The organism is Sutcliffiella horikoshii, assembly GCF_020524325.1.
In the GTDB taxonomy this organism is placed as follows: Bacteria; Bacillota; Bacilli; order Bacillales; family Bacillaceae_I; genus Sutcliffiella_A; species Sutcliffiella_A horikoshii_D.
In genome coordinates, this window is sequence record NZ_JAIVKY010000006.1 from 310,459 (window position 1) to 326,153 (window position 15,695).

Consider the following 15,695-nt stretch of genomic DNA (forward strand, 5'->3'; position numbering starts at 1 on the left):
TATTCTATTTATACACCAAACGGATTGAGCGGACGGTTTCCAAAATAGGAAATGATGCTCTTCGTTTCTGTGTAAAGATCAAGTGTTTCAATGCATAGCTCACGGCCGAAACCTGATTGCTTGTATCCACCGAATGGTGTTCCAGGGAATGCGGAGAATGGGCAGTTTACCATCACGATTCCAGCTTGAATCTGTTTTGCAACACGGGTTGCACGGCCATGGTCTTTTGTCCAGATGGCTGAACCAAGTCCGTATTCGCTGTCATTCGCAAGCTTAACCGCTTCTTTCTCATCACTAAATGGCATAACAACCACAACAGGTCCGAAAATTTCTTCTTTTACCACTTTCATTTCGTGCGTAACACCTGTGATGATGGTTGGCTCATACCAGAAACCATTTTCATAGCCTTCCACTTTCGCCACTTTTCCACCTAAAACGATATTTGCTCCTTCTTCTTTGGCAGATTGAACATATCCGTCAATGACATCTAATTGACCTTGATTGATGATGGCACCAATATGGGTTTCTTTTGCAAAAGGATTACCAAGAGAAAGCTTTTTCGCTTTTTCTACGAATTTCTCCATAAACGCGTCATAAATATTTTCATGAACATATAAACGGGAACGCGCTTCACAAGATTGACCTGTGTTATAGAAAATTCCAAACAAAGATCCGTCTACAGCTGCATCAATATCTGCATCTTCAAATACTAGATTAGGAGACTTTCCTCCAAGCTCCAATGTTACTCGTTTAAGTGTTTGAGAAGCTTTTTCCATGATGTCTTTTCCGATTGGAGTAGAACCTGTGAATGCTACTTTGTCGACTTGAGGATGCTCAACCAAGTAGTTTCCAACTTCAGAACCGGCACCAGGGATGATGTTAACAACTCCCTCAGGAACTCCTGCCTCTACGCAGATTTCACCTAAGACAATGGCAGTCAGCGGAGTTAGGGTAGCTGGTTTTACGACAACGGAACAACCTACTGCTATTGCCGGGGCAATCTTCCATGCTGCCATCATTAATGGATAGTTCCATGGAATGATTTGTGCACAAACACCTACAGGTTCTTTTTCTGTGAAGTTGTGGAATTGTCCTGGAACATTATTAACTGATCCACGGTGGCCAACGATAGCTCCTGCATAGAATTCAAAGTCTTCAATTGCTTGCATAACTTGCCCTTGTGCTGCTGCAAGGGACTTTCCAGTATCTAAAATCTCTAACTCTACCAGCTCATTGAAACGGGAGCGCATGATAGAGGCAATTTTATTTAATGTTCTTGCACGCTTGTTTAAAGGGAAGAGCTTCCACTTTCCTTTGTCGAATGCTTGACGAGCTGCTTGGACCGCTTTTTCTGCATCTTCCTTAGAAGCTTTCGCGATTGTTGCTACTGCTTCTCCTGTTGCAGGATTGTAAGTTGTAAACGTTTCTCCTGTGGAACTGTCCATGCGTTGACCTGCGATAATAAGTTGATAAGTGTCTCGTTTCATATCAAGTTGTTCCATCTTTTGCTCTTTAACTGTAGACATACTCTCATCTCCTTCAAGCTTTTTATTATCTTCCTTTAAATTCCGGCTTTCTTTTTTCTATAAAAGAAGTTACTCCCTCTTTATGGTCTTCTGTTAGACCGGCAATTCGCTGAGCATATGCTTCTTGCTCCAAGTATTCTTCATACGTAACATTCCAACTTGCTTGTATGGATCGTTTAATGAGTCCAATTGCTTGTGTAGGCATGTTAGCAAGTTTATTCGCAAAAGCTTCCACTTCTTCGTTCCAACTGTCTACTGGAACTACTTTCGTAACAAGCCCAAGGTCTTTTGCTTGATCTGCCTTAATTTTCTCTCCCAATATAGCTAGCTCCAATGCTTTTGCATTTCCTACTAACTTAGGGAGAAAATACAGATTACCTGAGTCAGGAATTAACCCGACATGTATAAATGCTTGAACAAAGCTTGCTTTCTCAGAGGCAATGCGAAAATCACATGCTAAGGCAAGGCTGAACCCTGCGCCTGCTGCAACTCCATTAATCGCTGCAATGACAGGCTTTTCACAACGGGCTAACTGCTTCATCATCGGGCCGTACCTTGTACGCAAGACATGCCCATGGTCCATATTTTCATCCACTTCTGCAAGATCCTGACCAGAGGAGAATGCTCTGCCTTCCCCAGTTATAACGATAGCTCGAACGCCTTCATCTCCACTTGCCTGCTTTAACGCTTTCGTAATTTCTTTATTCACCTGCTCTGTAAACGCATTCAATTTATCCGGTCGGTTCATGATGATCCAAGCAACCTGGTTTATTACTTCATATTTAATCGTTTCAAACACGATGTCTCCCCCTATTCCCCTTCAAATTTAGGCTTGCGCTTTTCTTTAAATGCACGCATGCCTTCTTTTTGATCGTTGGATGCAAACAAAAGATAAAAATTCTTTCGCTCGTATTGCATCCCTTCATAGACAGAATAGTCCACTGCCTTATGGACAGATTCTTTGATCAAACGAAGGGAAAGAGGTGGTTGTTTGGCTATTTTTTGTGCAAAAGTCATCGTTTCTTCCATTAATAGTTCTTTCGGAATAACACGGTTGATTACTCCATAGTGCAAGGCTTCTTTTGCAGTCATTCTGTCACCAGTGAGCAGCCACTCCATTGCTTTGGATTTGCCCATTAGTTTCGTCAATCTCTGGGTTCCCCCAGCCCCAGGCATGACCCCAAGGCTAATTTCAGGAAAGCCGAACTCGGCATCTTGTGCGGCAAATAAAATGTCACAGCACAGAGCTAATTCAAAGCCTCCCCCAAGGGCAAACCCTTGAACTGCACCGATAATAGGCTTCTTTACCCAAGCAAGGCGGTCCCATTCGGTGAATTGATTTAACATTTCAAGCTCGATCGCTGTTGCTTCTGCCATTTCATCGATATCTGCTCCCGCTGCAAATGCGCGTCCGTTTCCAGCCAGTACGATGGCTTTGACTTCATCATTACGGTCAAATTCCTCTAACACGGTCACAATTTCTGTAACCATAGGGCGATTGATTGCGTTCAGCACTTTTGGTCTATTGAGTTTGACGATACCTATCGAGCTTTCAATGGAAACTTCGATATATTCGTACGTTTTACTCATTCACTTCTTCACCAATCATCAAGGTGACAAGATCGCCGGCGAAGCTCATTAAATCCTTTCCAGATGCTTTCGCTTCATCCGTTCTCATCGCTTGTTTTAACGCATCATGGCTATCGTAGTACATTTCACACATTAAATAGTACTTGCCTTCTCCGCCCATTGGACTGCCTACCACTTTCGTTACTTCCATCTTTCGTAAACCAGGGATCTTAGCAGTGATAGGTGCATGCGTGTCAAAGTAGTGCTGATCGAAAGCTTCCTTGTTTTCTGGGTGTTTGTAAAGCGCGATTAATTTTACCATTCTAAATCTCTCCTTTTTATGGGCTCTTATTAAACCGCTAGGGTTTTATCAGGCCAGTTATTTATGTAATTGCCTGACAGAAGTTTTTTCTGTAAGGCAGTGGTACTTACATCATGGTTGATACAGGTTTCATTGCTTCGAAAGGGTTTTTGCATCCTTTGCAGTAAAGAATGCTTCTACAGGCGGTCGGGCCAAAGATGTTATCTAATGTTGTATAAGTCGATCCACAGTAAGGGCAATCCACATGCCATTCCCCGGTGTCATCCAGTGTCGGCGGTGGAGCAATTCCAAACTCTTGTAAATGGATTCTACCTTGTGCAGTAATGCGGTCAGATGTCCATGGTGGCTGGTAGATGAATTGAACTTCCACCTTCTTGAATAATGCTAAGTTATGAATCTCGTTTTCTACATTCTTTTTGATAATGTCCAGGGCTGGACACCCCATGAATGTAGGCAACATTTGAATAGTCACTTCCTGATCTTTTACATCAATTGCTTCCACCATACCGAGATCGACCACACTGACAGAATCTATTTCAGGATCTTTTACATGCTGCAGGGCATCCCAAACCTTCATGATATTTACTTCTTCCTGCATGATGTCATCATTCCTTTTTGTTGGGCTAAAAGGTGTATAGATTACCACACTGCTGCTGGATTGCTATTATAGACTTCGCCTAACGTTAAGAGTGCATCATCTAAATCCTTGGTATGTTCACCTTGTCTGCCGTTCCCACTTTTCATTCCCATACTACTAGGAAAAGTCATTCCCACTTTTTCAAACATATTCGTCATTTCTTCTGTAAAGCGATGTCGGATATTTTCTTCTGAATCAATTAGTTGGTGCTGTGTGATTAGAACACCACTCGACCCCAATGTCAGTACACCATCAAACTCTTCTACCACTCTATCAATCGCTGCTTTCATCCTGGTCTTAGCTTCTCCATTTGCGGTGCACAACTGTCTAAACCAAGTTCTCCAGTGCAACAAGTGGTAATAAAGTTCCATATTCACTTTTACTGCTACATGTTTCAGAGGTTCATAGGAGGAATTTTTCAATGCCTCCACTTTAATTTTCTTGGCCTGTGTGTAAAAATAATGCCTTACGACTGTGTAAGCCCAATCATATTTAGGTTCCGTGAGATAAGTACCGGATCCATTCACTTTTTCCAAAAGAACTGCATTCACTCTATCTGTTGCTTTTCTTCCATGTGCAAGTGCATCCATATCCCCTTCGCCTAAATCCTCAAGCAACTGGTAGTACATGGCAGCATGCCCCATTGTATCTTGATTTATGGAAGAAAAAGCAACGTCCTCTTCAATATGCGGGGCAAGGCCCAGCCATTCCGATCCCCTGTAGGCAATAATGAAATCGTCGTCGGCCAGTTGATATAATAACGCTGTAAGGGCCTTGTAGTAGGATGCATCCCTTTTGGCTTCTTCTATCGTTGCAATATTCATCCTTTTTTCTTCCCTCCCCAAGACATGATTTCCTGCTCATCAAGCATGCCCTGTTCATAGTGGCGCCATTTTTTCTTTAAATATCCATAGCCTTTTGTGTTTCGGTAGTCCTTATTGTCAATTCTCTGCAAGGATTGACGCTCTTCTTGAGACATCTTCCGAATATCTCCGCGTTGCACCACCCAAATATCCACGGCAGGTTCCCGCCTCATAAAGTTTTCTTGTGCCATGACAAGCGCAATCTCTTCGTTTGGAGCAAGTAGACTGAACTGATATTGCATCGGAGCTGTATGGGTTCTCTTACTAAACACTTCAAATTCTTTATAAAAGCCTTTTGTACTCAATTTTTAAGCTCCTCCCCTCACCCTGCTGATGTTTCGGAGCTTAACGCTTCACGAACCCATGCATTATTTTCGTGTGCTATTATTCTCAATCTCAAGCGATCCTGTGATTTAGGACCTTTATTTCTGATAATATCTTTAAAGTTGTTCCAATTTGGCTGTTTGTAGATCCATTTTTCTTCTTCTTCATCATAATGCATTGTTTCATCCGGCAAAGTTAAGCCAAGTGATAACACCCTTGGGATGTATTTCGTGAAAAAGTCCTGACGAAGTTCTTCATTGCTCTTCGTGCGGATATTATATTTCATGGTAATATCTTGCTTTGATGTACCAGTTGTCGAGGCATCTGCTGGTCCAAAGAACATTAACAAAGCTTCCCACCAGCGATTGATCGAGTCTTGTATCATTTCTCTTTGTTCTTCGGTTCCTTCTGCAAGCGCCATAATAATTGCTTCACCGTGTTGAGCATGAAAGACTTCTTCTGCACATATTCGCTTTAGCGCTCTTGCATAAGGTCCATAAGATGCATCTAGCATATTTGTCTGGGATATGATGGCTGCACCGTCAACCAGCCATCCGATCAGGCCTGCATCGCCCCATGTTGGAGCTTCCATATGAAACACATTATGAAACTTTAAATCTCCTGAAAATAAATCTTGCATAATTTCTTCCCGTGACTTCCCATAAGGTTCCATTAAATCTTCTGCCACTCGCAATAAAAGCTGTCCATGTCCCATTTCATCCTGGACTTTTGCCATGATCCCGAGCTTTCTTTTTAAAGTCGGTGCTTTTGGTACCCATTCCTTTTCTGGAAGCGCTCCCATTATTTCGCTGATTGCATGCATCGAGATTAGTTTAATTAATGTTTTACGATATTCTTCCGGCATCCAATCGTCTGCTTCAATCTTTTCCCCAGCCTGGATACGTTGCATAAAATGCTCATGTTTCTCTTCTTCCGTCAAGCGGTCAAACGATAATGAGTTGGTCATTTTCGCCGCCTCCTATTTCTATAACGTTTATTTAACGTCATTATAATATAATGTCATACGTTTTTCAACACAGAAAGTTCTGAGCTTTTTTAAGCATGAGAAAACCTTGTGTCGACAATACGCACCGCTTTCCCTTCAGAACGTGGGATTGTTCGCGGTTCAACAACGCTTGCTTTTACATTAATCAAGCATTTGGACTTTAAATCATATTCCACCTTTTGTGCGAGGATCTTCATTTCTTCCTGCCTTTTTGCTGGGTCTGTTTGCTGAAATGTATGCGCTTGCATTTCTACATGGACCTCTACACAATCTAAGTTTTTCTCACGAGAGACGAACAACTGATAATGTGGTGCTAAATCTTTTATTTGAAGCAAGGTATGTTCAATTTCAGAAGGAAAGATATTAACCCCTCTTATGATTAACATATCGTCGACTCTTCCTTTGACTCTCGACATTTTTATTGTCGTACGTCCGCAAACACATTTTTCTCTTTTTAAAGAAGCAATATCGCCGGTTCTATAACGAATGATTGGCATGGCTTGCTTTGTAAGACTTGTAAACACAAGCTCCCCTACTTCACCCTCTGGCAGTATTTCCATGGTCTTTGGGTCAATTACTTCTACATAAAAATGATCTTCTGCAATATGCAGACCATCCTGCGCCTCATGACATTCCATTGCCACTCCAGGACCGATTACTTCACTTAATCCGTATATATCGCATGCTTTGATCGCTAATTTATCTTCTAATGTTCTTCTCATCTCTTCCGACCAAGGCTCTGCTCCAAAAATTCCATACTGTAAAGAAGTCTCTTTTGGATTAACCCCTAAATCTACCATTCTGTCAGCAATGTTAAGTACATAAGAAGGTGTCCCACAGATCACTGTTGGCTGAAAATCCTGTATTAATTGGATTTGCCTATCTGTGTTCCCTCCAGAAACCGGAACGGTGATCATCCCAAGCCTTTCACTACCATAATGCAGCCCGAGTCCTCCTGTGAAAAGTCCATACCCGTATGCATTATGAAGGATGTCTCCTTTCTGGCCCCCAGCCATTGAAATGGCACGTGCTGCAATTTCACTCCACATATTGATATCTTCTTGGGAGTAGGCAACAACTGTAGGCTTCCCGCTGGTTCCTGATGAGGCATGAAGCCTTGTTATTTGGCTTCTCGGGATAGCAAATAGTCCGAACGGATAGTTTTCGCGCAGTTCTTTTTTAGTGGTAAAAGGAAGTTTGTGAATGTCATGGATGGTTTGAACATCAGAAGGTGTGATCGTTAAGTTAGAAATTTTTTGTCTGTAAAAAGGAACATGTTGAAAGACTTTCTGTACCGTGTCTCTCAACCTGGAGGATTGAAGGAGTTGCATCTCTGATAAAGATAGGGTTTCAGAATCATGTAAGATCATCGATATTTCCCCTTTCACTTTTTTAATATAACGAAATTATTCCGACATCATACAATATGTAATATTGCTCAACATCATAAAAATAACCTTGAAGGGAAGAAATGTCAACTGATAATTCTGAAGATTCTATTTTCACAAAAAATACAGAGGTCAATTGCTCCTCTGCTTATCTTCCTTTATCAATAATTCTAACTCATTTACTATCTTCTCCACTGGTTCTTTGCCGTAATAGGTTACATAATAGATGGTATGGTCTTTTCTGGAGAGAACAGAATTCTCCAAAACAACCATTTCATCAAAGTCAGCTGTCTTGTAGACTGTAGCATCTCCTCTACGGAGTTCTTTTTCCCAATCTATTAAATGTTGGAATAGCCTTTTAGCTAAAAATTCGTTTAGGACAATATATTTCCGAGAAGTCAAGGAAGGGCGATAAGGTCGATTTCTATTTCCCCACTGCTCTCCTTCTACCTCGACAACTTGATTTAGTTCAAATTGCTTGGGCACAAGGATGCTAGAATTTACAGAGTAATAATTGTCACGATTAACATCTTCTTCATAAAAATAGGGCTCATGTTTGGTGCTATCTGTAAAATCCTGCATTTGGATGACTGGTAGTTCCTCTTTCGGAATAGGCGGAAAACTATTTGCCAAAGTTGTATTGCCTGCTTTACTAAATTCATATATGAAAAAGACTGTAAAAAAAGTAATGATGCATAATCCTATTATCTTATTTATCCAATATTTTTTTCGGAAATCAGGTGCTGGCTGGATTCTTTTGTTGAAATGGAGTATTTTTATTAACTTATTTAAGTGGATTAGTCCCTTTAGAATTAACAAATTGATACCTATGAAGAAAAAGATTTGTATGATGGGAGACAAAAATTCATCATTGAGGTAGTTACTAACAGGATCTAATGAAAGCATGAATACACTTAAAGCGATCCCTATCAATGTGAGTAAAGCAATGAAATAAGCTCTTGTCTTTAAACTATTTTTTAATAATTTTACAGTTTCTGCTTGATGGATTGGAGCTATATGTATTTCTTTTAGGGATCTTTCGGCATGGTTATGAAAGAAATGCAGGTGACCTCTTGACGCAACATGTTTCCATCCTTCTTTTTCGTATCGTTCCAATCGTTTGAGATTTTGGCTGATTGGTTCTTTGAAAATGTCTGTTTTATAAATAATATTCTGAGGCTCGGCTTTCCTAAAATGAGCCGTCATCCTGGTCATCTTAGTAAGTTTCCAGCCTTTTGCAGCCATTTCAGAGAGCCATGCTTCTTGCTCGGCTATTTGCCATAGGTCCAACCATAAGATCTTTTTCTTTGTTTTCAAATACTAGTCATCCTTCCCAAACCGATCTTTGCTCTAACCTTAATATTATATTAGAATGATTTGGGGGTAAAGGGAATATTTTCAAAAAAAGTGGTTGGTTAATCGGGTATGAGGACTTCTATTCTCTTTTTTTCTCGTCACAAAGGTCTTCATACCTGCCATGAGGACTCCTCTACTCCTTTTTCCTCATCACTCAGGTCTTCATACCTCCGATGAGGACTTCTCTCCTCCTTTTTCCTCGTCACTCATGTCTTCATACCACCGATGAGGACTTCTCTTCTCCGTTTTCCTCGTCACTCATGTCTTCATACCACCGATGAGGACTTCTCTTCTCCGTTTTCCTCGTCACTCATGTCTTCATACCTTCGATGAGGACCTCACTCCTCCTTCTCCGCCGTCACCGAGGTCTTCATCACAACAACAAAAAAAACAGGAGACCTAATCCCCTGATTTCTCTTACACTTTATACGTCCAGAATGTTTCTCGGTATAACCAATCCTCTATTTCTGGTGCATTTTCTTTCAATTGTTTTTCCATCAGCTCCACCCAGCCGCTTGTTTGGGATTTGTGTGCTTTGATGGCTTTCAGCTTTTCTTCTGCAACGGATCGAATATCAATCGTCACATCCGGTGCGCCTAGTAGTTCTACACTGTTTTTCAGAATGGCTTTTCCATAAACAGTTGGTCTGTCCTGTTCAGGAAGTCTTTTCACTGCGATGGCGACCGCATTGCTCATGGCATCATGGTCAGGATGAACGCCGTGCTCTGGGTAAAAAGTAAGTACCAAGCTTGGGTTCAACTCCAACAGTGCTTCATGAACAATGTCAGCGAGGTATTCTTCATCCTCAAACTCCAACGTTTTATCATGAAGGCCAAGCATACGCAAATCATCTATTCCCATGACTTTACACGCATCCAATAATTCTTTTCTGCGCACTTCAGGAAGTGTCTCACGGTTGGCAAACATTGGATTGCCAAGATTTCGTCCCATTTGCCCAAGTGTTCCGCACAAATAGGTAACAGGAACTCCGCTTTGGGTAAACTGTTTGATGGTGCCAGAAGAGCTAAATGCTTCATCATCTGGATGTGGGAAAACTACTAGTACGTGTTTTTCTGCTTCCATTCTTCTCTCTCCCTTCCCTTAAAATGGCTCCCGGCTAATTTGCAAAGCCACAGCAAGTTTTCCTTCAGGATTTAAGCCAGCCAACAACAGACGATCTTTATCATCCACTTCATAATGTGTCACACCTTCTGCATAGACCCAGCCGTGTTGAAGCTTCAGTCCAATTCTATAAGGTCCGTTTCCAACTATTTTAGCTCGCTCATATTTCAATGGGACATTGCGTATGAATGCACCCACTGCTTGACCAGTATTGTGGTGGCCGGCATAGGCCCCGTTAGTCGTTTCCAAATGAACGAATACTTCCACATTTATTTGTTTGTCTAATTCGGCTTGCACATGTTTTTGGTCAATAATCTTCATTCTGTTCCTCCAAAGGTATGTACAGATTTTATTTCTTCCTTCAGTTTAATATATGAAGCAATGGAAAGAAAATGGTTTGCTCATTTATTAATAAGAAAACGGAGTGAAATTTCCCTTTCACTCCGCATTTTTCAGATGGAATCATACCATTTTTTTGATGCCTGGACTTCTGAGTGGGTTAATTGATGTCCTTGATATTCCCAATGAACCTCAACCTTGGATCCTGCAGTTACTAACAGCTTGCTTAGTTCTTCCGTTTCTGTTGCAGGACAAATCGGATCGTTTTTCCCAGCTCCGATAAATATAGGAGTTTCGCTTAAATCAGGAAGTTCGACTCCTCTTCTTGGGACCATTGGATGATACAATACAGCCGCTTTTAGCGTGTTTTTATAATGGAAAAGCAGGCTTCCAGCAATATTTGCACCATTGGAGTATCCGACGGCTATGACATTATTACGATCAAATTCATACTTTTCCGCTGCTTCATTTAAAAAGTCATGGAGTTCTTTCGTACGAAAAATTAAGTCTTCTTCGTCAAATACCCCTTCAGACAAACGTCTAAAGAAACGCGGCATACCATTTTCGGAAACATTTCCTCTTACACTTAGGACAGAAGCTTGAGAGTCAATCATTTCCGCTAAGGGAAGAAGGTCCTGCTCGGTTCCTCCAGTTCCATGCAACAAAAGTAACACTCGGTTATTGGATCCTTTTTTAAATATATGCTTCATAATCAGGCACTCCTCATCTGATAATATCTTGAATTCGAGATTAATTTAGTATAGTAAAAAAACTGCTGAACGTCAAACAATTGGTTCTAACATATTTCACTAAAGGAGAATAGTCTAAAGTAAGAAAAGTCTTATTGGAGGGACTCAACATGCTACCTTGGAACAAAATGTTTCCATTTCCGAAGGATTACATGAAACAGGATATATTTAAGCAAACAGATGTGGAAAACTGGATGTCAAAAGCAATGCAAGGAAAGTTGCCACCAAATCCACAGACATTTGGTTCCACAGATTTTTTTGCACAGTCGTTCGACCTATTGAGGTCTGCTCAAGCTAAAAGGAACAAAAAGAAAAAACCTGCATTTGAGGCAAAAGTATTTGAAACGCACGAAGAAGTATATGTCCGTTTTCCAGTTGCATCTGAAGAGCAATTGTCCCAGATCAAAACTTCTCATAATACAACTACCTTATTTATAGATAATATCCCTACTCCAGGAAGCAAGCAGAGCATTCCCCTACCATGCATGGTAAAAGGGAATAGCTCAAAGGCGAAATATCAAGATGGAGTTGTAGAAATAAGAATACAAAAAGAAACATCGATCCCCTTAACCAAGGTTCCAATTGAAATTATTAAGCCAAAACCGAAAAAATAGTGGGAGGCTTCCAGACAGTACAGGAGCCTCCCCACCATTTTTTATAGCTGCTGAATCAAGTTGTCTAAATCCACTGTCCACGGCTCTTCAATAGAACCTCTGTAAAGTTGAAAGGTGACTTGTCTTGATTCGGTACCGCTTGTATCCCTATGGATATACAGCTTAACGGTTATTGGATAATAAAGCTTTGAATCATAATCACGATCGGAAGGCAAGTCAGAAAGCCGTTTTACTAGATCAATTTCTTCCAAAAACTTAATTTTTTCATTCAACAAGACCCTGTTTTTATCATCAAGAACGGATGCAAGAATAAACCAGTCATGTTGGTGGATGGATAAAACGGTTGCATCCACAATTTCTGCTGGAGACAATTTTTCGGTATGATCTAACCACTCACCTGCAGCCTTCTTTATCATTATAGAATGTGCATGATCCATTTTACGTGATTTATGGGTGATGCTATCTTGGAAGTGTATACAGAAATGACCAGGAAAGCCATTCTGCAAGGCTCCTTTACCATGAGGCATTCCATGCATAGAGGCTGCGTATTTATGGTCTTGGGATAGAATGAGAATCGCCCTGCGGTCCCAGCTCCATGTTCCCCTGTATATTTCTTTCATTATTTTCGTATCTTTGTTTGTTAAAGGTTGTACATCTGCATGATAAGAGCCTGCTCTCCTTTGAACTTCAAAAGTCCTTCCTGTATCTAAATCCAATACGGTAAAACTGCTATAACGAGGCAATGCGCTATTCGCTTCATTCCATGTAATTAGATCTCCATAATGTATTTTATAAAGTTTCTTCATGTCTTTTGTTAATTGATGAACTGCTTTATCAGGCAATTCCAAAATGGCTTTGTTTTCCCTTAGGTCATATATATTCATTTGATGATCAATCGCGTATTTATGATCTTTATCAATATTAATGTATACATCTGTCGGAGGAACAGGGTGGCTAATTTCAACCCAATCCCCTTTTTTTATTGCTTTAATAACCGTCTTTGGAACTGGCATTTCGGAGATATATGCAGAATTAAGCGATGTCTGGGCATAATATCGTGCTGTTCCTCCCTTTTCCCCAAAGGCAGATACATAGCCCGGTATGCTCATACTAAGCAAAAATAAACTAATGACAGCTGTTATCAAGACAAAAGGATAAAACCTTTTCACATTCATTCCTCCTAACAATTGAACCAAGTACCTTTGTATTTTGTCAAAAACACAAATAAAGTATGTTGTATTTTTTTTCGTACACATTAGTAATATAAAAACTTCAAGGACGAGACGGGTGAAATTTATGACAGGGGCTTTGTTATGGGGAGCAGTTGCAGGCGGAGCTTTATTGCTTGGAGCAATTGTAGGATTATATATTCCAATTCCTCGAAAATTAACTGGATTTATTATGGCTTTTGGAACCGGCGTTCTTATTGGAGCAGCATCATTTGAACTTATGGGGGAAGTCGAAGCGGAAAGAGGACATAGCTATGTCATTTTTGGTTTTCTGATTGGGGCCACTCTGTTCACACTTCTAGAAATGGTGATTATAAAAAAAGGTGGTAAAGAACGCAAACGTTCGAAGGAAAAAAGCGAAGGACATTCTGGCATGGCTATTTTCATCGGTTCAATCATGGACTCTATTCCTGAATCCGTCATTATTGGGGTAAGCTTAATTAAATCCAATACGGTTAGCTGGGTTATTGTACTAGCTATTTTTATCAGTAATATTCCTGAAGCATTGTCAAGTTCGGTAGGTCTTAGAAAAGATGGTTATTCAAGAAGAAAAATATTGTTTCTTTGGACAATCGTCTTTATTTTAACCACATTAAGTTCTGTCTTTGGTTTTGTTGTTTTTAAAGAATTAAATGAACTATATATATATCTTGTAAGTGGACTTGCAGCAGGCGGAATCATTGCGATGGTCGCTTCCACCATGATGCCTGAAGCATTTGAAGAAGGCGGCCCCATCGTAGGCCTCCTATCAGCACTAGGCCTACTCTGTTCCTACGTCCTCTCAAGCGGAAAATTATAAAAAACCTCAACCTTTTTGAATGGTTGAGGTTTTTATTGGCTATTGTTTTATCGCACGATCGAAAAATTCTTCCAAGGTAAGATCATGCTCATCCATATAAGCAGCAACCTCTTTACCTACATAACGAAGATGCCAAGGCTCATATTGATAACCTGTAATCACTTCCCCATCCTGTGGGTAGCGGATAATGAAACCATGCTCACTTGCATGTTCTTTCACCCATTTTCCTTCAGGAGTGTTTCCAAATTCCTCTGTTAAGTCAAGCGCTGCAGATCTGCTTGAAATGTCCATTGCAAGGCCTGTTTGGTGTTCACTATGTCCTGGTATTGCAGAAACGGCATTGGTTTTCTCTTCTCCCCACTTTTTCAAATAGGTATTATAGATACCATACTGCGTTTCATAGGAACGATAACCCGATACAGCGAAAATCTCTACATTCTCAGCTTCTGCAGCAGCAAAAAGCTCTTCCAATGCACGTGCAGCTGCTTCCCTAAGATATTTTTTCTCATAGTCACCTTCAAAGGAGAATGGGACCTCTGGAATGGTCAAATCGCTTGGAACATAATCAGCTGGAAGAGACTGATTTTTATTTACCAGCACTAAAAGGTTCTCCGTATTTTCAATCACCTTTTCCTCATTCAAAACGGTGAAAAAGGGTTCTTCAAGTACGTATTGGTTCTCATTTGTTTCAGGTGGTGCCTCCGTCTGTGGGCTTTCTTCCGGTTGTTCTTCTTCCTCCACCGGTTCTTCTTCGATCGGTGTCTCCTCTACAACCTCTTCTGCTGTATCTTTGGTAAAATACTCCCAAAACTTCCAGTTGACATCATCCAATTGATTGGAACAACCTGATAACAAGAGTAATATTACCAAAACAGAGAAATGTTTCTTTTTCATAAAATAATCACCTTTTTACTATTCTAATATAATCATTATGTGTTGGTTAGTTTCTAACAATAAAAGTATCACTTCTGCGAAACATACCTAAACAGTGTACCATTAATCCATAACGCCGTAAAAAGATTTCCTTGCTAAAATAGAAGATAAGAAAAAAGTCACTATCTACACATTATGCAGTTATTCAACATCTTTGAACACTTTAATATATATTTCTCTATAACGGGGGCCATCAAATTCACAGAAAAAAATCCCTTGCCAAGTTCCAAGAACAAGCTCTCCATTTTGGATAATTACCTGCTGAGAGTTCCCAAGTGTCATTGCTTTTAGGTGTGCTGCTGTATTGCCTTCCATATGCCGGTATTTAGGATGTTCCCATGGATAAACTTCATCCAATCGCATGATTACATCCTTTACTACATCAGGATCTGCATTCTCATTAATAGTAATTCCAGCAGTTGTATGCGGACAATATACCATCACATGACCCTCTTTCACCCCAGTTTTTATAACAAGACTCTCTACCTCAGACGTGATGTCCTGCCACTCGTCCCTCTTATGTGTTTGGAGATTTAAAGTTTGTAGCATAAAGTTCATCCTTTCTTGTATTTTGAATTATAGTAAACATAGTTACTTTTGTTGATTGGTTAAATCGCTGTTCCTTTCCGCAAATGGCTGCGCTTTCCAACGGGCGACCTTGAGCCTCCTCGGCAAGCCTGCGGGGTCTCAACATTGCCGCTACTTCCCCGTACGACAAGGAAGGCTCCGGCAGCGATACTTCGCACGAAGAAAATGCGTAGCATTTTCGAGGAGTCTCCGCCATTTGCTCCAATACACAGCTATAAACTACTATAAATATAAGTATTGGTCTTTCAGGAAGTCCGTTAGATAGCTTTATTTACTTAGATGAATGGAATCACCCTGTTGATTGTAGTGGAAGGCGCGAAGACGCCCGCGG

The 15,695-nt window shown here is 40.5% G+C and carries 18 protein-coding genes; 2 read left to right on the forward strand and 16 right to left on the reverse strand.

All coding sequences use genetic code 11. From position 1 onward, the window contains the following. Nucleotides 1–8: 8 nt before the first annotated feature. The 13 genes from LC091_RS08570 to LC091_RS08630 all read right to left on the reverse strand — a co-directional run bounded on the left by LC091_RS08570 (nt 9) and on the right by LC091_RS08630 (nt 11,162). Nucleotides 9–1,526: an aldehyde dehydrogenase family protein gene (locus LC091_RS08570; protein ID WP_226681606.1), complete on the reverse strand. Its 1,518-nt coding sequence runs from the start codon at nt 1,524–1,526 to the stop codon at nt 9–11. Between the two features lie 25 nt (nt 1,527–1,551). Continuing rightward, nucleotides 1,552–2,325 carry an enoyl-CoA hydratase-related protein gene (locus tag LC091_RS08575; RefSeq protein ID WP_226681607.1) on the reverse strand — a complete coding sequence of 258 codons (774 nt, stop codon included), beginning with the start codon at nt 2,323–2,325 and terminating at the stop codon, nt 1,552–1,554. Nucleotides 2,326–2,336: 11 nt separating this feature from the next. Beyond that, the gene (locus tag LC091_RS08580) at nt 2,337–3,116 is read right to left on the reverse strand and encodes an enoyl-CoA hydratase/isomerase family protein (RefSeq protein ID WP_226681608.1); all 780 of its coding nucleotides are present in this window, start codon (nt 3,114–3,116) and stop codon (nt 2,337–2,339) included. Next, on the reverse strand, nt 3,109–3,417 hold the full coding sequence (locus LC091_RS08585) for an EthD family reductase (protein WP_169290693.1): 309 nt from the start codon (nt 3,415–3,417) through the stop codon (nt 3,109–3,111). The genes LC091_RS08580 and LC091_RS08585 overlap by 8 nt, the downstream gene beginning before the upstream one ends. 106 nt (nt 3,418–3,523) lie before the next feature. Then, a complete protein-coding gene (gene paaD, locus LC091_RS08590; RefSeq protein WP_226681609.1) occupies nt 3,524–4,015 on the reverse strand; it encodes a 1,2-phenylacetyl-CoA epoxidase subunit PaaD in 492 nt (163 codons plus the stop codon). A 41-nt stretch (nt 4,016–4,056) separates the two neighbouring features. Further along, nucleotides 4,057–4,878, reverse strand: coding sequence for a 1,2-phenylacetyl-CoA epoxidase subunit PaaC (gene paaC, locus LC091_RS08595; protein ID WP_226681610.1), 822 nt, complete (start codon nt 4,876–4,878; stop codon nt 4,057–4,059). After that, on the reverse strand, nt 4,875–5,222 hold the full coding sequence (paaB, locus tag LC091_RS08600; RefSeq protein ID WP_226681611.1) for a 1,2-phenylacetyl-CoA epoxidase subunit PaaB: 348 nt from the start codon (nt 5,220–5,222) through the stop codon (nt 4,875–4,877). Before paaB ends, paaC begins: the two co-directional genes overlap by 4 nt. Before the next feature lie 17 nt (nt 5,223–5,239). Beyond that, nucleotides 5,240–6,208: a 1,2-phenylacetyl-CoA epoxidase subunit PaaA gene (paaA, locus tag LC091_RS08605; RefSeq protein ID WP_226681612.1), complete on the reverse strand. Its 969-nt coding sequence runs from the start codon at nt 6,206–6,208 to the stop codon at nt 5,240–5,242. Between the two features lie 89 nt (nt 6,209–6,297). After that, complete coding sequence (locus LC091_RS08610) at nt 6,298–7,617, reverse strand: phenylacetate--CoA ligase family protein (RefSeq protein WP_226681613.1); 1,320 nt, start codon at nt 7,615–7,617, stop codon at nt 6,298–6,300. 150 nt (nt 7,618–7,767) lie between these two features. Then, nucleotides 7,768–8,952: a DUF2812 domain-containing protein gene (locus LC091_RS08615; RefSeq protein ID WP_226681614.1), complete on the reverse strand. Its 1,185-nt coding sequence runs from the start codon at nt 8,950–8,952 to the stop codon at nt 7,768–7,770. Between the two features lie 456 nt (nt 8,953–9,408). Further along, nucleotides 9,409–10,074 carry a bacillithiol biosynthesis deacetylase BshB2 gene (gene bshB2, locus LC091_RS08620; protein WP_226681615.1) on the reverse strand — a complete coding sequence of 222 codons (666 nt, stop codon included), beginning with the start codon at nt 10,072–10,074 and terminating at the stop codon, nt 9,409–9,411. An 18-nt stretch (nt 10,075–10,092) separates the two neighbouring features. Further along, the gene (locus LC091_RS08625; RefSeq protein ID WP_226681616.1) at nt 10,093–10,434 is read right to left on the reverse strand and encodes a YojF family protein; all 342 of its coding nucleotides are present in this window, start codon (nt 10,432–10,434) and stop codon (nt 10,093–10,095) included. A 131-nt stretch (nt 10,435–10,565) separates the two neighbouring features. Beyond that, nucleotides 10,566–11,162 carry an alpha/beta hydrolase gene (locus LC091_RS08630; RefSeq protein WP_226681617.1) on the reverse strand — a complete coding sequence of 199 codons (597 nt, stop codon included), beginning with the start codon at nt 11,160–11,162 and terminating at the stop codon, nt 10,566–10,568. Between the two features lie 149 nt (nt 11,163–11,311). On the opposite strand from LC091_RS08630, the gene LC091_RS08635 reads away from it, so the two are divergent. Beyond that, nucleotides 11,312–11,815 carry an Hsp20/alpha crystallin family protein gene (locus tag LC091_RS08635; protein ID WP_226681618.1) on the forward strand — a complete coding sequence of 168 codons (504 nt, stop codon included), beginning with the start codon at nt 11,312–11,314 and terminating at the stop codon, nt 11,813–11,815. A 41-nt stretch (nt 11,816–11,856) separates the two neighbouring features. On the opposite strand, the gene LC091_RS08640 is transcribed toward LC091_RS08635, so the two are convergent. Next, on the reverse strand, nt 11,857–12,984 hold the full coding sequence (locus tag LC091_RS08640) for a hypothetical protein (protein ID WP_226681619.1): 1,128 nt from the start codon (nt 12,982–12,984) through the stop codon (nt 11,857–11,859). A 127-nt stretch (nt 12,985–13,111) separates the two neighbouring features. Here LC091_RS08640 and LC091_RS08645 point away from each other — a divergent pair, with 127 nt between their 5' ends. After that, complete coding sequence (locus tag LC091_RS08645) at nt 13,112–13,843, forward strand: ZIP family metal transporter (protein WP_226681698.1); 732 nt, start codon at nt 13,112–13,114, stop codon at nt 13,841–13,843. 39 nt (nt 13,844–13,882) lie between these two features. Here LC091_RS08645 and LC091_RS08650 read toward each other — a convergent pair whose 3' ends face one another. Both LC091_RS08650 and LC091_RS08655 read right to left on the reverse strand, forming a co-directional pair. Further along, nucleotides 13,883–14,737, reverse strand: coding sequence for a M15 family metallopeptidase (locus tag LC091_RS08650; protein ID WP_226681620.1), 855 nt, complete (start codon nt 14,735–14,737; stop codon nt 13,883–13,885). A gap of 180 nt (nt 14,738–14,917) precedes the next feature. After that, nucleotides 14,918–15,325, reverse strand: coding sequence for a secondary thiamine-phosphate synthase enzyme YjbQ (locus LC091_RS08655; protein WP_226681621.1), 408 nt, complete (start codon nt 15,323–15,325; stop codon nt 14,918–14,920). Nucleotides 15,326–15,695: the final 370 nt, after the last annotated feature.